General features: G+C 31.6%; 15 protein-coding genes, 3 pseudogenes and 1 riboswitch. Of the genes and pseudogenes, 8 read left to right on the forward strand and 10 right to left on the reverse strand.

From position 1 onward, the window contains the following. Positions 1 to 15: 15 nt before the first annotated feature. Together B3578_RS11970 and B3578_RS11975 are read right to left on the reverse strand one after the other, a co-directional pair. The gene (locus tag B3578_RS11970) at positions 16 to 381 is read right to left on the reverse strand and encodes a cbb3-type cytochrome c oxidase subunit II (RefSeq protein WP_291048995.1); all 366 of its coding nucleotides are present in this window, start codon (positions 379 to 381) and stop codon (positions 16 to 18) included. Continuing rightward, complete coding sequence (locus tag B3578_RS11975) at positions 381 to 1,937, reverse strand: cbb3-type cytochrome c oxidase subunit I (RefSeq protein ID WP_291048998.1); 1,557 nt, start codon at positions 1,935 to 1,937, stop codon at positions 381 to 383. Before B3578_RS11975 ends, B3578_RS11970 begins: the two co-directional genes overlap by 1 nt. 580 nt (positions 1,938 to 2,517) lie before the next feature. Here B3578_RS11975 and B3578_RS11980 point away from each other — a divergent pair. The 3 genes and pseudogenes from B3578_RS11980 to B3578_RS11990 all read left to right on the forward strand — a co-directional run. Then, positions 2,518 to 2,847, forward strand: a complete 330-nt coding sequence (locus B3578_RS11980; RefSeq protein ID WP_125349011.1) for an ArsR/SmtB family transcription factor — start codon at positions 2,518 to 2,520, stop codon at positions 2,845 to 2,847. A gap of 77 nt (positions 2,848 to 2,924) precedes the next feature. Continuing rightward, a complete protein-coding gene (locus B3578_RS11985; RefSeq protein ID WP_125349012.1) occupies positions 2,925 to 3,389 on the forward strand; it encodes a DUF6428 family protein in 465 nt (154 codons plus the stop codon). A 15-nt stretch (positions 3,390 to 3,404) separates the two neighbouring features. Next, positions 3,405 to 4,007 (forward strand): annotated as a pseudogene (locus B3578_RS11990) (protein-tyrosine-phosphatase); the annotation flags it as partial. Here the strand turns inward: B3578_RS11990 and B3578_RS14350 are convergent. The 8 genes and pseudogenes from B3578_RS14350 to B3578_RS12025 all read right to left on the reverse strand — a co-directional run. After that, a pseudogene (locus tag B3578_RS14350) lies at positions 3,992 to 4,126 on the reverse strand (IS3 family transposase); the annotation flags it as partial. The pseudogenes B3578_RS11990 and B3578_RS14350 sit on opposite strands and share 16 nt — an antisense overlap. Beyond that, entirely contained in the window at positions 4,123 to 4,275 is a 153-nt protein-coding gene (locus B3578_RS14415; RefSeq protein ID WP_125349105.1) for a response regulator, read from the reverse strand. The gene B3578_RS14415 and the pseudogene B3578_RS14350, both read right to left, overlap by 4 nt. A 237-nt stretch (positions 4,276 to 4,512) precedes the next feature. Then, a pseudogene (gene abc-f / locus B3578_RS12000) lies at positions 4,513 to 6,099 on the reverse strand (ribosomal protection-like ABC-F family protein). A 203-nt stretch (positions 6,100 to 6,302) separates the two neighbouring features. Beyond that, a complete protein-coding gene (locus B3578_RS12005; RefSeq protein WP_291049002.1) occupies positions 6,303 to 6,506 on the reverse strand; it encodes a (4Fe-4S)-binding protein in 204 nt (67 codons plus the stop codon). Positions 6,507 to 6,543: 37 nt separating this feature from the next. Beyond that, positions 6,544 to 7,929, reverse strand: a complete 1,386-nt coding sequence (locus tag B3578_RS12010; RefSeq protein WP_291049004.1) for a sensor histidine kinase — start codon at positions 7,927 to 7,929, stop codon at positions 6,544 to 6,546. After that, positions 7,922 to 8,605: a response regulator transcription factor gene (locus B3578_RS12015; protein WP_280061601.1), complete on the reverse strand. Its 684-nt coding sequence runs from the start codon at positions 8,603 to 8,605 to the stop codon at positions 7,922 to 7,924. Before B3578_RS12015 ends, B3578_RS12010 begins: the two co-directional genes overlap by 8 nt. A 3-nt stretch (positions 8,606 to 8,608) precedes the next feature. Beyond that, a complete protein-coding gene (locus tag B3578_RS12020; protein WP_291049009.1) occupies positions 8,609 to 9,496 on the reverse strand; it encodes a diacylglycerol/lipid kinase family protein in 888 nt (295 codons plus the stop codon). Beyond that, the gene (locus B3578_RS12025; protein ID WP_291049011.1) at positions 9,486 to 11,450 is read right to left on the reverse strand and encodes an LTA synthase family protein; all 1,965 of its coding nucleotides are present in this window, start codon (positions 11,448 to 11,450) and stop codon (positions 9,486 to 9,488) included. Before B3578_RS12025 ends, B3578_RS12020 begins: the two co-directional genes overlap by 11 nt. Positions 11,451 to 11,642: 192 nt before the next feature. On the opposite strand from B3578_RS12025, the gene B3578_RS12030 reads away from it, so the two are divergent. The 5 genes from B3578_RS12030 (at position 11,643) to purM (ending at position 19,832) form a co-directional block, all read left to right on the forward strand. Further along, positions 11,643 to 11,888, forward strand: coding sequence for a hypothetical protein (locus B3578_RS12030; RefSeq protein WP_038332385.1), 246 nt, complete (start codon positions 11,643 to 11,645; stop codon positions 11,886 to 11,888). A gap of 193 nt (positions 11,889 to 12,081) precedes the next feature. Then, a riboswitch (purine riboswitch) is annotated at positions 12,082 to 12,180 on the forward strand. Positions 12,181 to 12,284: 104 nt separating this feature from the next. After that, positions 12,285 to 15,992, forward strand: coding sequence for a phosphoribosylformylglycinamidine synthase (locus B3578_RS12035; protein ID WP_125349019.1), 3,708 nt, complete (start codon positions 12,285 to 12,287; stop codon positions 15,990 to 15,992). Between the two features lie 546 nt (positions 15,993 to 16,538). Then, positions 16,539 to 17,261: a phosphoribosylaminoimidazolesuccinocarboxamide synthase gene (gene purC / locus B3578_RS12040; RefSeq protein ID WP_291049017.1), complete on the forward strand. Its 723-nt coding sequence runs from the start codon at positions 16,539 to 16,541 to the stop codon at positions 17,259 to 17,261. Between the two features lie 19 nt (positions 17,262 to 17,280). After that, positions 17,281 to 18,786 (forward strand): amidophosphoribosyltransferase, encoded by a 1,506-nt coding sequence (gene purF / locus B3578_RS12045; protein ID WP_125349020.1) that lies wholly within the window; start codon positions 17,281 to 17,283, stop codon positions 18,784 to 18,786. Positions 18,787 to 18,839: 53 nt separating this feature from the next. Continuing rightward, entirely contained in the window at positions 18,840 to 19,832 is a 993-nt protein-coding gene (purM, locus tag B3578_RS12050; protein ID WP_114999539.1) for a phosphoribosylformylglycinamidine cyclo-ligase, read from the forward strand. Positions 19,833 to 20,026: the final 194 nt, after the last annotated feature.

Here is a 20,026-nt window from a genome sequence, read left to right on the forward strand (position 1 = left end):
CTTTTTGCTGACGATTTACAGCTTACGACCAATATTAGTTAAATCAGGTCCTGTTCTCTCTGTTCCCATTAGTGTTGCTGTATTCTGAAAAAAGCTAATACGTTTATTTCGTGCATAATCTGCAGCAATACTTGGTCTTTCTCCAAAAACCTGATCCATATCTACATTTCTGATCTGTTGTGTATGACAAGCTACACAACCTTCTCTTATATAAATTTGCTTACCACGAACTTCCTCTTCTGTAGAGACATTACTTCCTGGCAAAGGACGATTTATTTTCTGATTATTAAGTGCAGGTAGAATACAAATAATCAATGTTAGAAAAAGAAAAAATGCCAATGCGGAAAGAAAAAGCTTTTTATGATTATTAAAAAAATCCATTATAATGTTGTTTTTTCTATATTAATAATATCTAAAAGTTCAGCTGGTGATTGCGGTATTTTTATTTCCTTTTTTGGTTTTAACATTCTATAAAAGTTATAAGCGAAAATAAAATGAGATATCCACATCATTGTACCTCCTATAGCCCTCCATAACCAATAGGGCATCATTAAAATTATACCTTCAAGAAACGGTTTTTTATCCATCCATAAAATTCCTTTTTCTGTAGATCCTATCATCAACGAAACAGTATAAACAAGTAAACCTATTAATGCAAACCAAAAATGTAAACCAACAGTAATACTTGGTGGTTCATGAGAAGTAAGTCTCGGTACAAGTGTATAAGTAAATGACCATAACATAAATGTGATAATACCATACATAGTTAAATGAGAATGAGCAACAGTGAAGTCGGTAAAATGCCAAACAAGATTAGTTACCCGAAATGCTTCTACAGTTCCTTGCATTGAACCAGTGAAATAGAAAATAATTGAAACGACATAAAATGGTAGTACATAACTTAATTTTAATCTGTGCCAAGAACCTCGAATAGTCATCATAAAATTAATGCTTCCTGCAGCTACAGGTATTATCATACCTACGCTCGCTACAATTGCAATAGTTTGCATCCACCATGGAATAGCACTAAATATAAAGTGATGAGTTCCAATTAGAGTGTAAAATAAGATTTGAGTCCAAAAAGCAAGTATACTTAGACTATATGAGTACACTGGGCTATTAAGTTCTTGTGGAAGGAAAAAATACATTAATCCAAGATTAAAAAACATGAACCACATACCAACACCTTGATGCATAAAATAACCTTGTGTAATGGTTTCACCTAATCCATCTTGCCAAAACGGAAGATAAGCAACAAGTAATATGACAACAACAAACATCATTGCAGATACTATATACCAATTCGAGACATAAATTTCTTCTGTTTTTCTTGATGATATTGTTTGGATATGATTATAAATACTGATAATAATTCCTATTGCAAAAAGAAGCATAACTGGCCAAACATATTCTCTGTATTCTCCACCGCTATTATTTATCCCAACCATTAAACAAATACTTCCTAATAAAACAGCTGAATTCATTAAAATTAGTGAAGTATAAGCTATTTTTAAGCTAAAGATTTTTGTATTACCTACTCTTGGAATAACATAATACGAAAAACCGACCATAGCAACAGATGCCCAACCCCAGAAAACAATATTCGTATGTACGGGTCTTAATCGACCAAAGCTTAACCAACTAACATGATCAGCATCAGGTGCGACAAATTTTATTCCCAAATACTCTCCTACGGTTGTTCCTATAATAAGCCATAAAATACCACATCCTAAGAACCAAAGTATAAGTTTTTTTTCGTTGTTAGGAATAACTATATTTTTTCTTTCTTTTCGTTTGGTTTGTAAAAAACGAATATCATGTATTTCATTTGTTTGATCTACTAATCCACGTGGATCTTCAACAGAATTATTTAATGAAAGTTCGTTTCCTATTAGTTTAAACTCAAGTTCTATCTTTCGTTTTTCAAGAGCAGCCACTTCTCCTGGTTGAAGATTCTTTAAATCTTCATAGATTTTTTTAATTCTTTTTTTCTTAACACATTTGATATAATGCTATTGATTTTAATTAAAATAAGAATCAAAGCAAAAAATACAGGAATAAAGAAAAACAAGATAGTCAATTGAAGACCAGGTTCATTTAATAAATTATCCATTATAGTTCTGTTTATATAATTTTGATTTTCTAATTTACATAGGATAGCGTAACAAGACTTATGCGTGTGGTCATAGGTGTGTTAAATAATTGTACTTGTGTCTTTTACAGAAATTATTTATTTAATATTCATCTTATGAAAAGAAGGAAGCCTTATGGAAGAATTATTATTAAATAGAAAAATAGAAGAGTCTTATCGTAGAAAATATTAACCAATAAATTAAAATTTAATTTCTGAAAATTTAATTCTCAATACTTATATCTACTTTTTACAATACTTTAATTTGCATCAAGATTTCTCGAAGGTCATATGAATTCATTTGAAAAATAATAAGAATAAAAAGAGAAAGGAAGTTTTACATTTTAAATTTAAAATCGTAATATTGCGATGTAATAAAAAGAGAAATGGGAATTACTAAAACAGAGATGTTTACAGAAGAACAAAATAGATTAGCCGTGCTGTTTAAGGTTTTGGGACATCCGGCTCGTATTGCTATTTTACAACATATTATCAATCAAAAAGCGTGTATTTGTAACGATTTGGTAGATGAATTGGGCTTAGCACAAGCAACTATTTCTCAGCATTTAAAAGAATTAAAAAATATAGGAATTATACAAGGTTCTATAGAAGGAAAGTCTGTTTGTTATTGTATTGAAGAAAAAGTATGGAATGAGATACAAAACGAATTAGTCACTTTCTTTAATCAAGAGGTGAAAGTTAAACAATGCTGTTAAAGGCATTTTTTTTTAATCTATATACATCGTAATATTACGATGAATAAAAAAGAAAATAAATTTAAAATTCAATTCATATGACACTTGAACAAATTAAAGAAATATTGCCAAATTTAGACAATGTTGAATTTCAATTAGAAGATGGAACATTTGTACCAGAACATTTCCATGTAACAGAAGTAGGGCAAATTACTAAAAATTTTATTGATTGTGGAGGAACAATACGAAACGAGAAAGCTGTGAATTTCCAACTATGGAATGCCGACGATTATGAACATCGCTTAAAACCAAATAAATTGCTTCATATCATCGAGCTTTCTGAAAAACAGTTGGGAATCGAGAACAGTGAAATAGAGGTAGAGTATCAAGCTGAAACAATTGGGAAATATGATTTAGAATTCAATGGTAAAAACTTTGTCTTAAAAAACAAACAAACAGCTTGTTTAGCAGAGGATGCATGTGGTATTCCAAATCAAAAACCAAAAGTGAAATTATCAGAGATTCAATCGTCTTGTTGCACACCAAATTCAGGATGTTGTTAAAATTCTAACTAAACAATGTATTCAATACTAAAAGAAAACATAATCAAGTTTCAAAATTTTGATCGAATATCTACCGACAGAAAGGCTGTTTTGCAGCCTTTGGTAGATTATATTCAACAGAAAATAAATGATAATCAAGCTGTAAATCTCAACTTTATTTGTACACACAATTCACGTCGAAGTCATTTTTCACAAGTTTGGGCACAGGTTTCTGCTTCGTTTTACAACATACAAAATGTATATTGTTATTCAGGTGGAACAGAAGAAACGGCGCTATTCCCGAAAGTAGTGGAAACATTAAGGAATCAAGGTTTTACTATTTTCAAAATTGAAGAAAGTACAAATCCGATTTATTCCATTAAGTTTGATGAAAATACACTTCCAATTATAGGCTTTTCAAAGAAATATGATCATCCATTCAATCCTAGAACATTCGCAGCTATTATGACTTGTTCGCAAGCAGATGGAGATTGTCCGTTTATTGCAGGAGCTGAAAAAAGAATACCGATAACATTTGAAGATCCTAAAGTTTCAGACCATACAGCAGAGCAATCAAAAGTGTATGCAGAAAGAAGTTTGCAGATAGCAACAGAAATGTTTTACGTTTTTTCTCGAGTTATATCACCCGATAATCGCTTTTTACCTGCTTCTAAAAATTCTTTATTCCACTTATAAAATTGAGATTGACTTATACTATATTTTCTACAAAGTTGGGCTATGGAGTTTCTGCTCGTTAAGCTTCCATTACAATTAAAATTTGTTCTTTGACTTCTTTTGCAAACTCAACACCATTACCATCAGGTAATTTTACATCACATAAAATAACTTCAGGAGTAAGTGTTTTAATTTTTTTTATCCCTGATTTTAAATTTTCTGCTTGATGTATTTCAAAACCTTCTAATTCGAGCTAGGAGTGTTCTGATTTTTGTTTTATCGTCTATGATTAAAATTGAATGCATTCTTATTACTTGTGAACAGAAGGTATTATTTTATGCATATAGCTTTTATAAACTCATTATTTTTTTCTTCTTCAAACTTTTTCAAGAATTCCAAAAATATATCGAATGTGGGATTGAGTAACTTTTGAATCCATTGAAAGGAATTTGATTATTTACTATGTTTTTTATAAATCAATCGTCCGTTCTATTTTTATTTGTTCCAAAAATGCTTCGTCGTGTGATACAACGATTAGCGTTCCTTGATATTCGTTTATAGCTTTTGTCAAAATTTCAATGTTCTGAATATCCAAATTATTGGTAGGTTCGTCCAAAATAATAATGTCAGGAGCTTTACTGTTTATTGTTAAACAACAAAGTAATAAACGCATTCTTTCACCACCACTCAACATTAAGCAAGGTTTCTCTCAGTCGTCTTTTGAAAATAAAAATCGGTTTAAACGAATCTTGATTTCATGTTCTTGTAATGCTGAGGTATTGAATTGTTGTGCTTGCTCATAAACTTTTAGTTTATTATTAAGTAACGAATAATCTTGGTCAATGTAAATGGATTTATTTTCTGCTCGATAAATTGTTCCTTTTTGCGGTTTTATCTTACCTAAAATAAGCTTTATCAACGTGGTTTTCCCTGAACCGTTTTTTCCTTTTAATGCAATGCGTTCGCGACTTGTAATCTCAAAATTTAAGTTGTTTTTCCAAATCAGTTTATCGTTATAACTAAAGTTAACGTTAGTTGCGGTAAATAAAACTTTTCCTTTATGTAAGTCTGAATGATCAAAACCAAATTTCATTTTATCTAAAGGAGATAAAGAGGAGCGAAGCGTTTGTAAATCTTGAGAAATTCCATTAATTTTTTCTGCATGAACACCTTTTAATTTTGATGTACTATTTTCGGCATTATTTCGCAAAGTGTTCATCATTATTCGAGCAACACCTGATTTTTCTTGTTTACTTTTTCCACGATTATCCAATTTTTGTTGTCGTTCTAAAGTATCTCGTTCTTTCTCTTTGGCTTTCCGCAATGCTTTTTCTTTGCTTTGAATATCTTGATTCAAGGCATTGTTTTCAATCTGTTTTTGAGCTTTATAAAAGTCGTAATTTCCACCATAAACTTTAATCCCGTTTTTACTTAACTCATAAACACTATTTAGAAGGTTTAGAAGTTTTCTGTCGTGGCTTACGATGATTAACGTGCTTTTTGTATCGAGAACTAGATCATATAAAAGTTGACGACTTACATTATCGAGATGATTGCTAGGTTCATCCAATAAAATTAATTCGGGCTGATGAATGGAAATTCCAGCTAAAAAAACTTTTGTTTTTTGTCCACCACTTAGAGTTTCCATTTTTTGATTCAAGTCCAAATCGTTGAGTTGCCAATAACTTAATGCTTCATTGCAACGGTCTTCGATTGTCCAATCATCATCGAGTGAATTGAAATTATCTTCACTTGTGTTTCCGTTTAAGATTTCGTTCAAAGCACTTAATTTATCTTCGATTTTCAGTACTTGAGCGATCGTCAACTGATTGAATTGTCCGAAAATTTGTGGAACATAATAAGGTTCAGTTTCAATGTTTATTAGACCATTTGATGGTTGATATTTTTTAGCGATAATTTTCAATAAAGTAGATTTTCCTACTCCGTTGTTACCAATTAAAGCAATTTTTTCTTGATTTTGTACTGTTAAATTAATGTCGCTAAACAGTATATTCTTGTTTGGATGTAGATATGAAATATTTTGTAAAGTAAGCATAATTCCTTTCTTTAGAAGTGAAACAATACAGCAACCGTTTTGAGGTTGTTGTTCTGATTTGTCTGAAAGAAATTATTTTTTACATTGTGTCTTACTTAAATTTTGATTTTGCGAATATACGAACTTTATTTAATGAATAAGAAATCAGAGGGAAGTTAAAGATTAGCTACATAGAAACATAAAATGCTAAAATATTTATTTTACTACTTTATACTCAACGCACCTGAAGGACATTGATGAACTTGTTTGATAAGTTCGTCACTACTTGCATTTTTTGGCTTTAGCCAAGGTTTTTCTTTCGGATTATATACATTTGGAAGTAGTTTTACGCAAATACCTACATGTTGACATAATTCAGGCTTCCAGATTATAGTGATTTCTCCGTTTGTATATTCGTGTTGACTCATTTTGATATTTTAGATGAATTGAAGTTACTTAAAAATTTTAAATATTCAACGTTAAAATAATCTTAGTTCCAATATTTTGGGTACTCTCAATTCGCATTTTAATGTCAGCTATTTTAGCTAACTGTGTCGCGATATTTAGTCCTAATCCAGAACCAGAAATATGGAATGTTGAATCATTTTTAATACGGAAAAATCGTTCTTGAACAAATTTTAAATCTTCTTGATTCATTCCAATTCCATTGTCTTCAAAAATCAATTCATAAGAATTGTTCTCGATGTTAGAAAGAATTGTTATTTGACCTTTTAAGTTAGAATATTTTATAGCATTTGATAAAACATTATCTATAATAATCTCAAAAAATTCTTGGTAATTATCAATTTCACAAGTTTGAAGTTGTTCTGTATCGACAGAAATTTGTTTTTCTTGTAATAAAACATCAAAACGTTCAATTGATTTTAAAACTTCGGTTTTTAGCTCAAATAAAGAAGTTTTCAACTCTAAACTATTATTTTCTACACGAGAAATCAACAAAAATTGCTCTACCAAACGATCCAAACGATTCACTTGTTTCAATGTGTAATCTATTTTTTCATTGTATTGCTCAGGCGTGCGTTCGTGTCGAATCAAAATTTCCAAGGTTCCTTTTATAATCGCCAAAGGTGTTCGAAGTTCATGTGAAGCATCAGCCGAGAACTGTTTAGCTTTTAAAATTTGAAACTCTAATCGATCTAAAAGTGAATTTATTGTCGCTGAAAGTTGAAATAATTCATCTTTATTTTTAGGTAATTGAATGCGTTCTGAAAGATTATTTTCGGTGATCGATTGCGCTGTATGAATAACATTGAAAACAGGTTTAATCGATTTAGCCGCAATAAAACGAGCTAAAAGAAACGTCAATAAAACCGAAATAGGAAAGATAATAAGTAAGGCGGTTTTTAAATAATCTAGCGCTAATTGATTGTGTTTTGTAGAAACGCCAACGACCAAATATCCCACAACTTCGCCGTGATGAATCAATTTTGCTTGAGAAATTAATAACTGAATTGAATTATATTCAGCGTAAAATGGCTTATTTTCTGGTTCTTCATTGTTCCAATCCAATTGATTTTGCACCATATTTGGAGAGCTCTCAATTAATTTGAAATTTTTATTATAAATCGAGATAAAAACAGGATTCAGTGCAATGTCTGTATGTTCAACTTCTTCCCATTCTCGCGGTTGAACAAAGTTCTCTAATGTTGGTTCGTGTAAAACATAATCAACGTGACTATTGATTTCTTCCTCCAACGTTTCGTACATCGTTTTGTTGATACCTCGGTTTACAGAAAAATAAATTAAATAAAATATAATCAGTAAAATAACCGAAAAAGTAAGGCTGTAGAAAAGCGCAATTCTATTTTTTACCGAGAATTTTTTAAGCATCTTTCGAAATGTAACCAACGCCACGAATGGTATGTAAGCGCGGATCGTCTTTTTTTAGATTCAATTTTTTACGAATCGCATTAATAAAAACATCAATCACACTTGTATCGTATTCAAAATGAATATCCCAAACGTTTTCAATGATTTCTTTGCGTGTACAAATTCGGTTTTTATTTTTGAAAAGATAAGCTAAAAGTTGAAATTCTTTTAGTGTTAATTCAACTAAATTATTGTCTAAAAAAGTTTGATGCGTTTCTGTATTTAATGAAATATTTCCGAAATTTAAAAGATTATTCGATTCATTTTGACGAAGATAAACGTTAATTCGCGCTACTAATTCATTGAAATCAAATGGTTTTTTGATGTAATCATTTGCACCAGCATTCAAACCTTCAATTGTATCTTGAACTGTATCTTTTGCTGTAATAAAAATAATGGGTGTTTTTTTATTTGGATTTTCGGTAGATCGCGTTGTTAAACAAACTTCTAATCCAGAAATATTTAACATCATCCAATCCAATAAAATAACATCAAATTTCTCGTTATTTATTTTCACTAAGGCATCTTCGCCGCTTAAACAGTGCGTTGGCGATAAATTTTCTTCTTCTAAACCTTGAAGCATAAAATTGGCAATTCCCAATTCATCTTCAACAATTAAAACTTTTGGTTTGTTCATTTTCTAATTCGGAACAATAACATTTAAAGCATTCGGGACAATCGAAACTTCAATAGAATTTTGGTTAAAAATAACAGCTTCACCATCAACTTGTGCAATGGTTTTAGGTTGTTTGGAATTGAATTTTACGGAATTAACTTGCAACACTTTTGCTTGCTTCATTTTTTCAATTCGTTTTCCTAAAACATTCGCCGAAAACTGAATTTGTTGGATAAAATTAAGTTTTTTTACCGCAAGAAAGTCTAATTTTCCATCATTTAATTTTGCATTGGGCGAAAATGAGATGCCGTAACCCGCTTCGTTAGAGTTGGAGCAGAACACAAAATAAAAGTCATCATCTAATGTATGTTCATTGTCTAATTCGATGTTAAATTTTTTCGGTTGAAAGTTGAAAATGGCTTTTGTACTGGCAGTTACATATCCCAAAAAGTTTCTTGTTTTGGTTTGTGCGTAATTGTTAATCACATCCGCATCAATTCCCAATCCCATATTGCTAAAAAAGTAATTTTCGTTGATTTTTCCTGCATCAATTTTATTGATTTTAGCATTCAAAATCGTTTCAAAAGCTTTTTCAGTAGTTTTAGGAATATGCAAATTAGCCGCTAATCCATTTCCAGAGCCAATCGGAATAATTCCCAAAGCAACATTGCTACCAACCAAAGCTTGAGCGACTTCGTTTATTGTTCCGTCGCCGCCACAAGCTACTATTATATCAGGATTTTTTGTTAGAACTTGATTTGTAATTTCAGTTGCGTGACCAATACTTTCAGTCAAAAATGTTTCGAATTCAACATTTTTTTGATTAAAATAACTTTGAATTTCAGTTTCAATCATTCGTCCTTTTCCCTTACCAGCAATTGGATTGATGATAAAAATGATTTTATTTTTCATTTAATAAATGATTGCTAAATAAATAATCGGCTGTTTGATAATTAGATATGATAGAACGTTCGAAAATAGGATCAACCTTTGTATCAATTAAATTTTTATCAATCCATTTGTATTGATTGATTTTCTTTTGATCGGATAAAATCGAAACATCTTCGCCTTTTTTCATTCCTAATTTAATATACGTACCAACAAAAGAACGCGATTTGTATTGCGGATCGAAAATGTCTTTTCCATAAAATTGAGACGTATATTTCCAATTAAACAACGAAAATAATGTTGGAAAAATATCAATTTGAGAAACTTCTTTTGTGACATTTTCGTTGGCATGCGATTTCAAATTATAAATAAATGCCGGAATGTGATGATTCTTAACGTCAATCGCATCTTTACCTGCACTACTTGCACAGTGATCGGCAATAAACACAAAAACGGTATTGCTGAACCAAGGTTTTGTTTTCGCTTTTGCAATTAAATCTCCAATCGCATAATCGGCATATTTTACAGCACCAGGACGACCAGTTCCAGACGGAATATCAATTTTTCCATCTTCGTACGTATAAGGTTTGTGGTTAGAAGTTGACATCACAAAAGCAAAAAATGGTTGTTTTGTTTTGTATTTTTCGTCCGCAACTTTGATTACTTTTCTGTAAATATCATCGTCAGCAATTCCCCAAGCATTTTCAAAAGTAACTTCATCATCATTAATATTGAAACGATTGGTGTTGATTCTATCACTTAAAACGCTACCACGACCTCGATCGTAAATGTCAAAACCATTTCCACCATAAAACGCATTCATATTATCAAAATATCCATCGCCACCATAAAAGAACATATTGTGATAACCTTTTGCTTTGAAAACATTCGAAATAGTATATAAATTTTGATTATCAACACGTTTCACAATACTGTTTCCAGGAGTAGGAGGAATTGATAATGTAACAGCTTCCATTCCACGTACTGTACGCGTTCCGTTGGCATACATATTCGAAAAATAGATGCTGTTATTTGCTATATCATTAAGGTTTGGAGTGATTGATTTTCCGTTGAATTGCTCTTGCAAAAATGAAGCGCTCATACTTTCCATCAACACAAAAATCACGTTTGGTTTTTGTTCTGCTTGAGACGGATTACTCGCTAAAATTGTTCTTCGTATTGGATTTTTGAATTGTTGATCGAAAACAGTTTTCGAATCTTGCAATTCAGATTTCATCACTGCAAAAGCATCTTCAATCGGAATAGATTTATAATGTTCGTCGTATTTTAAGTGATTATTTCGGAAAGCAGAAAAGAAAGAAAAAATTCCGGCTTTAGAAACTTCGTTGTTGTATCGATTTTCTGAAGTTGAACTACTATCATTATTTAAAAGAAACAATGAGCTAACCGCAAGTAGTAAATTGAACACAAAAACGCCAATTTTTTGACTTGTTTTTGGTTTGTTATGGAATGTGTTGTAAAAGAAATAACCTTTTTTTGTTGCGAAAATTGTCAAGCCTGTAATCAACACAATTCCGCCAATTAAAACTGGTAAAGGATATGATTCTTGAATATTTTTGACAACTTCGTAGGTATAAATTAAATAATCGACCGCAATAAAATTGAATCGGCTTTTGAATTCGTCCCAAAATGTAACTTCGGCAAAAAATGTAAAATAAATGATTACCAAATACAATGTATAAACGAAATACACGAAAGTTCGATCAAATAATGAATTGACGAATTTGTTTGGTAAAATCATAAAATAAAATGATAAGAATAACGTGAAACAGCTTACAACGCTAATGTCGTACACCAATCCATAAAAAATAGTGTGCAATAACGAGCCAATATTCCAATCGAAATCACTTTTTACCCAAATTGCAAAAATTAGGCGTAGAATAAATGAAATTAGAATAAATAACGAACTGAAAAATAGTAAAATACTGTAACGTCCTTTTAAATTATTTGTAAACATTTTGTTTTTGAATTATTGTTCAAATATCTTGATATTTAATAGATTATTAACATGGAAAAGTGAATCTTAAGCGAATCTTAAGTTTGCGATTCTTGAATGAAAGATAGAAACTGAAAACGTTAATAATTCGTGAAAAAATGGTTTTGATTAGAAATAGTTGTAAATTTGTAATTGGTTTATAAAGTAGGTAGAATGGAAGAGATATTAATCAATGAAAAAGAAGAAAAGTTTTTAACATATTGGGAGAAAAGATTCTCTACAATTTTTAAAGACAATACAAGTTGGACAACTTTGTTTATGACAGTTAACAAAGCTACTTTTCCAGATTCATTAAATATAGAAACGTTTTGCAAAAAGTTTATGCAAGATTTCAATATGAAATTATCATATAAATATGATGAATCAGACAACGAATACGATTTGACAATTACAAGATAATTACGGAAAACGAAAAATCCTTATCAATTTTGATAAGGATTTTTTTGTTGTAAAAAGGGACATTTGATTGATAATCATGCTTAAATTTTAAGAAAAATATTTAACCAAAAAATTAAATAAAATATTGTTGATTTAGATTTGATTTTACTAATTAAAATGTTTAATTTTGCAGTTCACTTTTAAAGGTGATTTAGTTTTTAAAGTTTACAACATTTGTATAGCTCATAATAAGGTTGAGCGTCTCTACGGCAGACCATAAAAAATTGCCACTACAAATGAATTTTTTTTCTACAAAATGAGTCTTGAACCACTCTCGTTAGAAAATAGTTTGTTTGTTGATGTAGATGATACAAATGGTTTAAACACATTAAACCAAATAGTACAGCAAACAATACAATGAACCACAGACTTTTCATTCAGAAGAAATCAAATTTTGACGTTATCAGTCAGAAGACTACAATAGAACTCAAAAACCTTGTACCTACAATTGTGTGCAAGGTTTTTGTTATTTATGATCTATTTAATATAGAAGAAAGCCAATTACAAGAGGTTCAAAATAAGGTGTTTGTCGATCCTGTGACAGACGTTGTTTTCAAATACGTAGAAGATGCAGTTAACGAAAGCATTCCTTATTCTAAAAATTATTTTGCAACCGAATTTTTACCAGGTCAATATAATCAACGCGATGATTCTTCGGAACAATGTTTAGTGTTGATGAATGTTGAAAATGTAACCGTAAAATCTGGTTTACTATATGTTTTCAATGATGATTTGTCTGTGGAAGATTTAAAGAAAGTAAAAGATTACTTAATCAATCCAATTGAGTCGCGCGAGAAAGATCTTTCAAAAATGGAAATTCCAGCTAATCCAGAAGCTACAGAAGTTCCAATTATTGAAGGTTTTATTTCTGCTGACGAAAATAAACTACAAGACATTTACAACCAATTTGGATTATCGTTAGAGATGGATGATTTAGTTTTTATTCAAGACTATTTCAAATCAATCAATCGTAATCCAACCGAAACTGAGTTAAAAGTTTTAGATACTTATTGGTCTGATCACTGTCGTCATACAACTTTTGAGACGGAGATTACAGATGTTCAATTTAATTCTAAATTTAACGAAACACTTCAAAAAACATTCGATTATTACCAACAAGTTCGTCAAGAATTAGGAATAACTAAACCAATTCGTTTGATGGATTTAGCAACTGTGATGGGAAAATATCTTTCTCGTACAGGAGTTGTGAAAAATATTGATGTTTCTGAAGAAATTAACGCATGTTCTATTGTCGTTCCAATCGATGTAGATGGTGTTGAAGAAGAATGGTTATTACAATTCAAAAACGAAACACATAATCACCCAACAGAAGTGGAACCATTTGGTGGAGCTTCGACATGTGTTGGTGGAGCAATACGCGACCCTTTGAGTGGACGTTCTTACGTTTTCCAAGCGATGCGTATTACAGGAGCTGCAAATCCTTTAGAAAAAATTGAAGATACGTTACCAGGTAAATTACCACAACGTAAAATCTCTAAAGAAGCAGCAAACGGATACAGTTCTTATGGAAATCAAATTGGTTTAGCGACAACTTTTGTGAAAGAAATTTATGACGAAGGGTACAAAGCAAAACGCATGGAAGTTGGTTTTGTGGCTGGAGCTGTAAAAAAAGAATATGTTCGTCGTGAAGAACCAGTTGCAGGTGACCGAATTATTTTATTAGGAGGAGCAACAGGTCGTGATGGAGTAGGAGGAGCTTCTGGTTCATCTAAAACACACGATGGTCTTAAATTAGACGATTTATCAGCAGAAGTTCAAAAAGGAAATGCAATTGTTGAACGTAAAATTCAACGTTTATTCCGTAATCCAGATGTTTTAGCATTAATCAAAAAATGTAATGACTTTGGAGCAGGAGGTGTTTCTGTTGCAATTGGTGAAATTGCACGCGGAATTAATGTTAATTTAGATTTAGTTCCATTGAAATATGCTGGATTAAACGGAACAGAATTAGCGATTTCTGAATCTCAGGAACGTATGGCTGTTGCGGTTGAGGCTAAAGATGTGGAAACATTTATCTCATTAGCAAAAGAAGAAAATCTTGATGCGACTTGTGTTGCTGAGGTAACGGGAGATGATACAATGACTTTGGTTTGGAAAGGAACAAAAATTGTTGAATTAGACCGTAAATTTTTAGATACAAATGGCGTTCGTAAACAAGCTAAAATCGAAGTTACGGACGAAGAATATACAAATCCTTTTGAGAATAAAGCCTTCAATAAAGAAGCGTTTATTGCAATGATGCAAGAGTTAAATCATGCGTCGCAAAAAGGTATGGTAGAAATGTTTGACAATAACGTTGGACGTTCTACTATTTTGAATGCTTTTGGTGGACAAACAATGGATACACCAGAAGATGTTTCGGTACAAAAATTCCCAACAGACGGATTTACAAATGCAGTTTCTATTGCTTCATTTGGTTACAATCCTACAATTTCTCGTTGGTCAAATTATCACGGAGCTTATTTTGCGGTAATTGATTCGATGACAAAAATTGTTGCTGCTGGTGGAAATTACGCTGATATTCGTTTAACTTTTCAAGAATATTTTGAAAAATTACGTGATGAAGCTACGCGTTGGGGAAAACCATTTGCGGCTTTATTAGGAACGATTGAAGCACAAAAACAGTTCGGAATTCCTGCAATTGGAGGTAAAGATTCGATGTCTGGTTCTTACCAAGATATTGATGTTCCGCCAACGTTGATTTCTTTTGCAGTTGCGCCTTCTTTGGCTGAAAAAATTGTACAAGGAACTTTAGTTGAAAAGAATTCTAAACTTTCAGTTTTTATTCCAACATTAACAGAAGATTATTTAATCGACGAAGCAAATACAAAAGCTATTTTTGATTTTATCGGAACAATTAATGCTGATGTAAAATCAATGATGACGGTTAAATTTGGTGGAATTGCAGAAACTGTAGCGAATATGGCTTTTGGTAATGAAATCGGATTTGAAATCAAAACTGATTTAGATGTAGCAAAATATTATCCAGCTTCGATTGTAATTGAACATTCAGATGATTTAAATATTCCTGCTGAAATCGCTCAAAATTATCATGTTTTAGGTCAGACAAATGATTCAACTTCGTTCAACTTTAATGGAGAAGAAATTAATTTGATTGAATTAAAACAACAATGGAAAGAAACATTCAATTCATTGTTTCCATATAAATCAACTACTGAAACTGTTGTTGAGGAAAAAGATTTAAAAGCAGAACAAATTTGTTTTGCCTTCGCCGATCATAAAGTAGAAAACCCAAAAGTTTTCATTCCAATTTTCCCAGGAACAAATTCAGAATATGATTCAGCAAAAGCGTTCCGTAGAGAAGGAGCAATCGTTTCGACTTTGCCTTTCCGTAATTTAACACAACAAGATGTTGAAGAATCAGTTGATGCTTTTGTAAATGAAATCAATCAAGCCAATATTTTCTTTGTACCAGGAGGTTTTTCAGCTGCTGATGAGCCAGATGGATCAGGTAAATTTATTGCAACGGTTTTACGCAATGAGAAAATCAAAAATGCAATTCACAATTTATTAGAGCGCGATGGTTTGGTTTTAGGAATCTGTAATGGTTTTCAAGCATTGATTAAATCAGGATTATTGCCTTATGGACGTATTCAAGATTTAGAAGAAGATACACCAACATTAACGTTCAATGAAATTGGTCGTCACATTACACAATTAGCGAAAGTGAGAGTGAATAAATCGCACTCACCTTGGTTAAAAGGAATGGAAGGTCAAGAATTCTGGATTCCATTTTCGCATGGAGAAGGTCGTTTCGTAGCAAATGAGGTTGAATTAGAAAAGTTAATTGATAAAGGACAAATCGCAACTCAGTTTGTAGATTTGGATGGAAAATTAGCTGGAAAAATGCCTTATAATCCAAATGGATCTACGTTTGCGGTAGAAGGAATTGTATCGCCTTGTGGAAAAGTTTACGGACGAATGGGACATCCAGAGCGTTACGAAGAAGGATTATTCAAGAACATTCCAGGAAATGGATATATGAATATCTTCAAAAATGCGGTGGAGTATTTTAGAGGGTAGATTATAGATATGAGATATTAGAAGTTAGATATGAGAAAATTTAACTTCTAAAAATTAAATAAAAAATGTCATTTAGAGTTTGTTGAGGAATCTAAAAAGATTTTTCATTACGCCAAGGCTTCATTCAGAATGACAATTGAAGAATAAAGTTTGAGTCATCCTGAACTTGTTTCAGGAACTCATCTTAAAAAAGTGAGAAGCTGAACTGAATTCAGCTTGACATTGAAAATAAAATAAGGAATTTTGAAGTTAGAAATAAGGTAGAAGAAAAAAAATCTAAATATTAAATATCTAACATCTAAATACTAAAAAAAGAAACAAACAACAAACTAATACCAATTTCGATCCTGAACCAATCGAAATTAATCTCGAAAGTTAACCTTGAACAAGTTAATTTTCAAAACAAACAACAAACACGAAGTGGACTTTTTCATTTCAAACAAAACAAAAAAACGATGTAATGAAGTTAGAAATAAGAAACTAGAAGTTAGATGAATTTTAACTTTGAATTTCGAAAATCGAGCTTCGAAAAAACAAACAACAACGATGAGCTTAACAAAAAATGACTTCATTTACGAAGGGAAAGCAAAACAAGTTTACTCAACAGAGGAAGCAGACAAAGTAATTGTTTATTACAAAGATGACGCAACTGCATTTAATGCACAAAAGCGCGGAACTGTTGAGGACAAAGGAGAAATGAACAACAAAATTTCGACTTTAATTTTCAACTATTTGATTGAAAAAGGAGTTAAAACTCATTTCATCGAGCAGTTGAATGATCGTGAGCAATTGGTGAAAAAAGTATCAATTATTCCAATTGAAATGGTTGTGCGCAACTATGTAGCTGGGTCTATGGCTCAACGTTTAGGATTAGAAGAAGGAGCGAAATCTCCAGTTACAATTTTTGATATCTGTTACAAAAAAGATGAATTAGGAGATCCATTAATCAACGATCATCATGCGGTTTTATTAGGAGCTGCAACATATGATGAGTTAGATGAAATGTACACACAAACAGAAGTAATTAACGAAGCGTTGAAAGAATTGTTCTTAAAAGCTGGATTAATTTTAGCTGATTTTAAAATTGAATTTGGTAAAGATGTTGATGGTAATATCATTTTAGCTGACGAAATTTCTCCAGACACATGTCGTTTATGGGATGTTGAAACAGGAAAAAAATTAGATAAAGACCGTTTTCGTCGTGATTTAGGTGATGTTTCAGAAGCTTATCACGAAGTATATAATCGTTTGACAGAAGTTTTAAAATAAACATTTTTTTCATTCTATAATGATTGATAAAAAATTACATAAAAGCCAATTAAAAGCTGAATATTTAACGAATTTCTACGAAAGAAATTTATTAAAAAAATATGCAGCCGATACTGTGGATAGTGTAAACGAAGAATGTGGTGTTTTTGGGGTTTATTCGCCAAATAATATCAACACATATTCTATTGCACAGTTTGGTTTATTTGCGCTTCAACACCGTGGACAGGAAGCGTGTGGTGTTTCTTTCTTGAAAGATGGAAACATTAAAACGGTGAAAAAAACAGGATTGGTATTAGACGTTTTCAAAACAATGGAAGCCGAGATTGAAGAATACCAAGGAAATGCTGCGATTGGACATACACGCTACACAACTGCTGGAGGTGGAAGTCGTCGTAACATTCAGCCACTTTACACGTACAATATTTATGGAAAACCTCATTTCTCTATTGCTCATAACGGAAATTTAATTGAAGTTGAAGCATTAAGAGCTGAATTAGAAGCAGAAGGTTTACCATTTTTAGCAACTTCGGATACGGAGGTTTTATTACGTTCTATTCAAAAATATTCGCATTTAGATATTGTAGAAGCTATACAGAAAGGTACAGAAAAGGTAAAAGGAGCTTATTCGGTTTTGTTATTAGCGAATAATCAAATGGCAGCTTTTCGCGATCCAAATGGTATTCGTCCTTTATGTTTAGGAAAATTGGACGATGCCTATGTTTTCTGTTCAGAAACATGTGCATTAGACGCTGTCGGAGCTGAATTTATCCGTGATGTAGAGCCAGGTGAATTGATTGTTGTAAATGAACAAGGTTTGAAATCTTATTCATTAAATCAACCAACGCAGCGTAATATTTGTGCTTTTGAGTACATTTATTTTGCACGTCCTGACTCGAATATCGAAGGAAATGAAATCTACGATTTACGTGTAGAATCTGGTCGAAAATTATACGAACAATCTCCTGTTGCTGCCGATATTGTAATTGGTGTTCCAGATTCTGGGATCCCGTCTGCAATTGGTTATTCAGAAGCTTCGGGTATTCCTTACGAACCAATTTTGATTAAGAATCGTTATATGTCGCGTTCGTTTATCGTTCCTTCACAAGAAATGCGTGAACGTGTGGTCAACTTAAAATTGAATCCCATCAAAAATAAAATCAAAGGAAAACGTTTGGTTGTTTTAGATGATTCGATTGTACGTGGAACAACTTCGAAACTTTTAATCAAAATCTTAAAAGAAGCAGGAGCAAAAGAAATTCATTTCCGTTCTGCTTCGCCTCCAATTATTGCACCTTGTTATTTAGGAATTGATATGCCTTCTAAAGCAGATTTAATTTCAGGAAATAAGTCAATTAAAGAGGTTGAAGATTATTTGAATGTCGATTCGTTAGATTTCTTAACAGTTGATAATCTGATTGATTTATTAGGAAGTAAAGAACATTGTTTTGGATGTTTTACAGAAAAATATCCCGTAAATTATTCTAATGAAGAATGTAAAGAGGTAAAACCTTTGCATATAGATTAATAAGTTATACGAATTTCGAATCTCGTATTTCGAAAAACTAAATCATAATTAAAATGAGCAATACATATAAACAAGCCGGAGTAGATAAGGAAGAAGGTTATCAAACGGTATCGAAAATTAAAGATGCAGTTGCAGCAACACACAATTCAAACGTGTTGAATGGAATTGGAAGTTTTGGTGCATTTTACCAATTAGGAGGTTACAAAAATCCTGTTTTGGTATCAGGAACCGATGGTGTAGGAACTAAACTACGTGTGGCTTTAGATTCTAAAGTTTACGATACAGTTGGGATTGATTGTTTCGCGATGTGTGCAAATGATATTTTGTGTCATGGAGCAAAACCATTATTTTTCTTAGATTATTTAGCTTGTGGAAAATTAGATTCTGATATCGCAGCAGAAATTGTAGGTGGAATTGCACAAGCGTGTAAAGAAACTGGAACAGCATTAATTGGTGGAGAAACAGCAGAAATGCCAGGAATGTACCAAGTTGGTGATTATGATGTTGCTGGATTTTGTGTTGGAGTAGTAGAACGAGATGAAATTATCGATGGTTCTAAAATAAAAGCTGGACAAGTAATTATTGCGTTACCATCAAGTGGTTTCCATTCGAATGGATTCTCTTTGGTTCGTAAAGTTTTCCCAGATTTTAACGAAGAATTTGAAGGTAAACCTTTGTTCGAAACATTATTAGTTCCAACAAAATTATATCAAAATGATATTTTCAAAATCAAAGATGCTGGAATCGAAATGTCTGGAATTGCTCATATTACAGGAGGTGGATTAATCGAGAATGTTCCTCGTATTATAAATGACGGATTAACTGCTGTAATAGAAAAAGCAAAAATAAATGTACCAACAGTGATGCAAGAATTAGCTAAACGCGGAGGAATTGCAGAAAACGAAATGTTTGGAACATTTAATATGGGTGTTGGAATGGTTGTCATCGTTGACCAAACTGATGCTGAAAAAGTATTGAATATTATTGATGGAAGTGCGTTGATTGGAGAAATTCAAGAAGGTGCTGACAAAATTATATTGAAATAGTAGATTAAATAGTTTAAAAAAGCCGGATAAGATTTCTTATCCGGTTTTTTTATTTTTTGGGATTATTTGTTTTTGATTAAGATTGATCCTTGTTATAAAATTTTGTAGTTTTTTTCTTAAATAAAAAAGCTTAATTAAAATACAATAGCTTTTAAAGTTAATTCATTTTCTTTTTTTTAATTTATTAAGCATTT

This window comes from Empedobacter sp. UBA1574 (assembly GCF_002322895.1).
Taxonomy (GTDB): Bacteria; Bacteroidota; Bacteroidia; order Flavobacteriales; family Weeksellaceae; genus Empedobacter; species Empedobacter falsenii_B.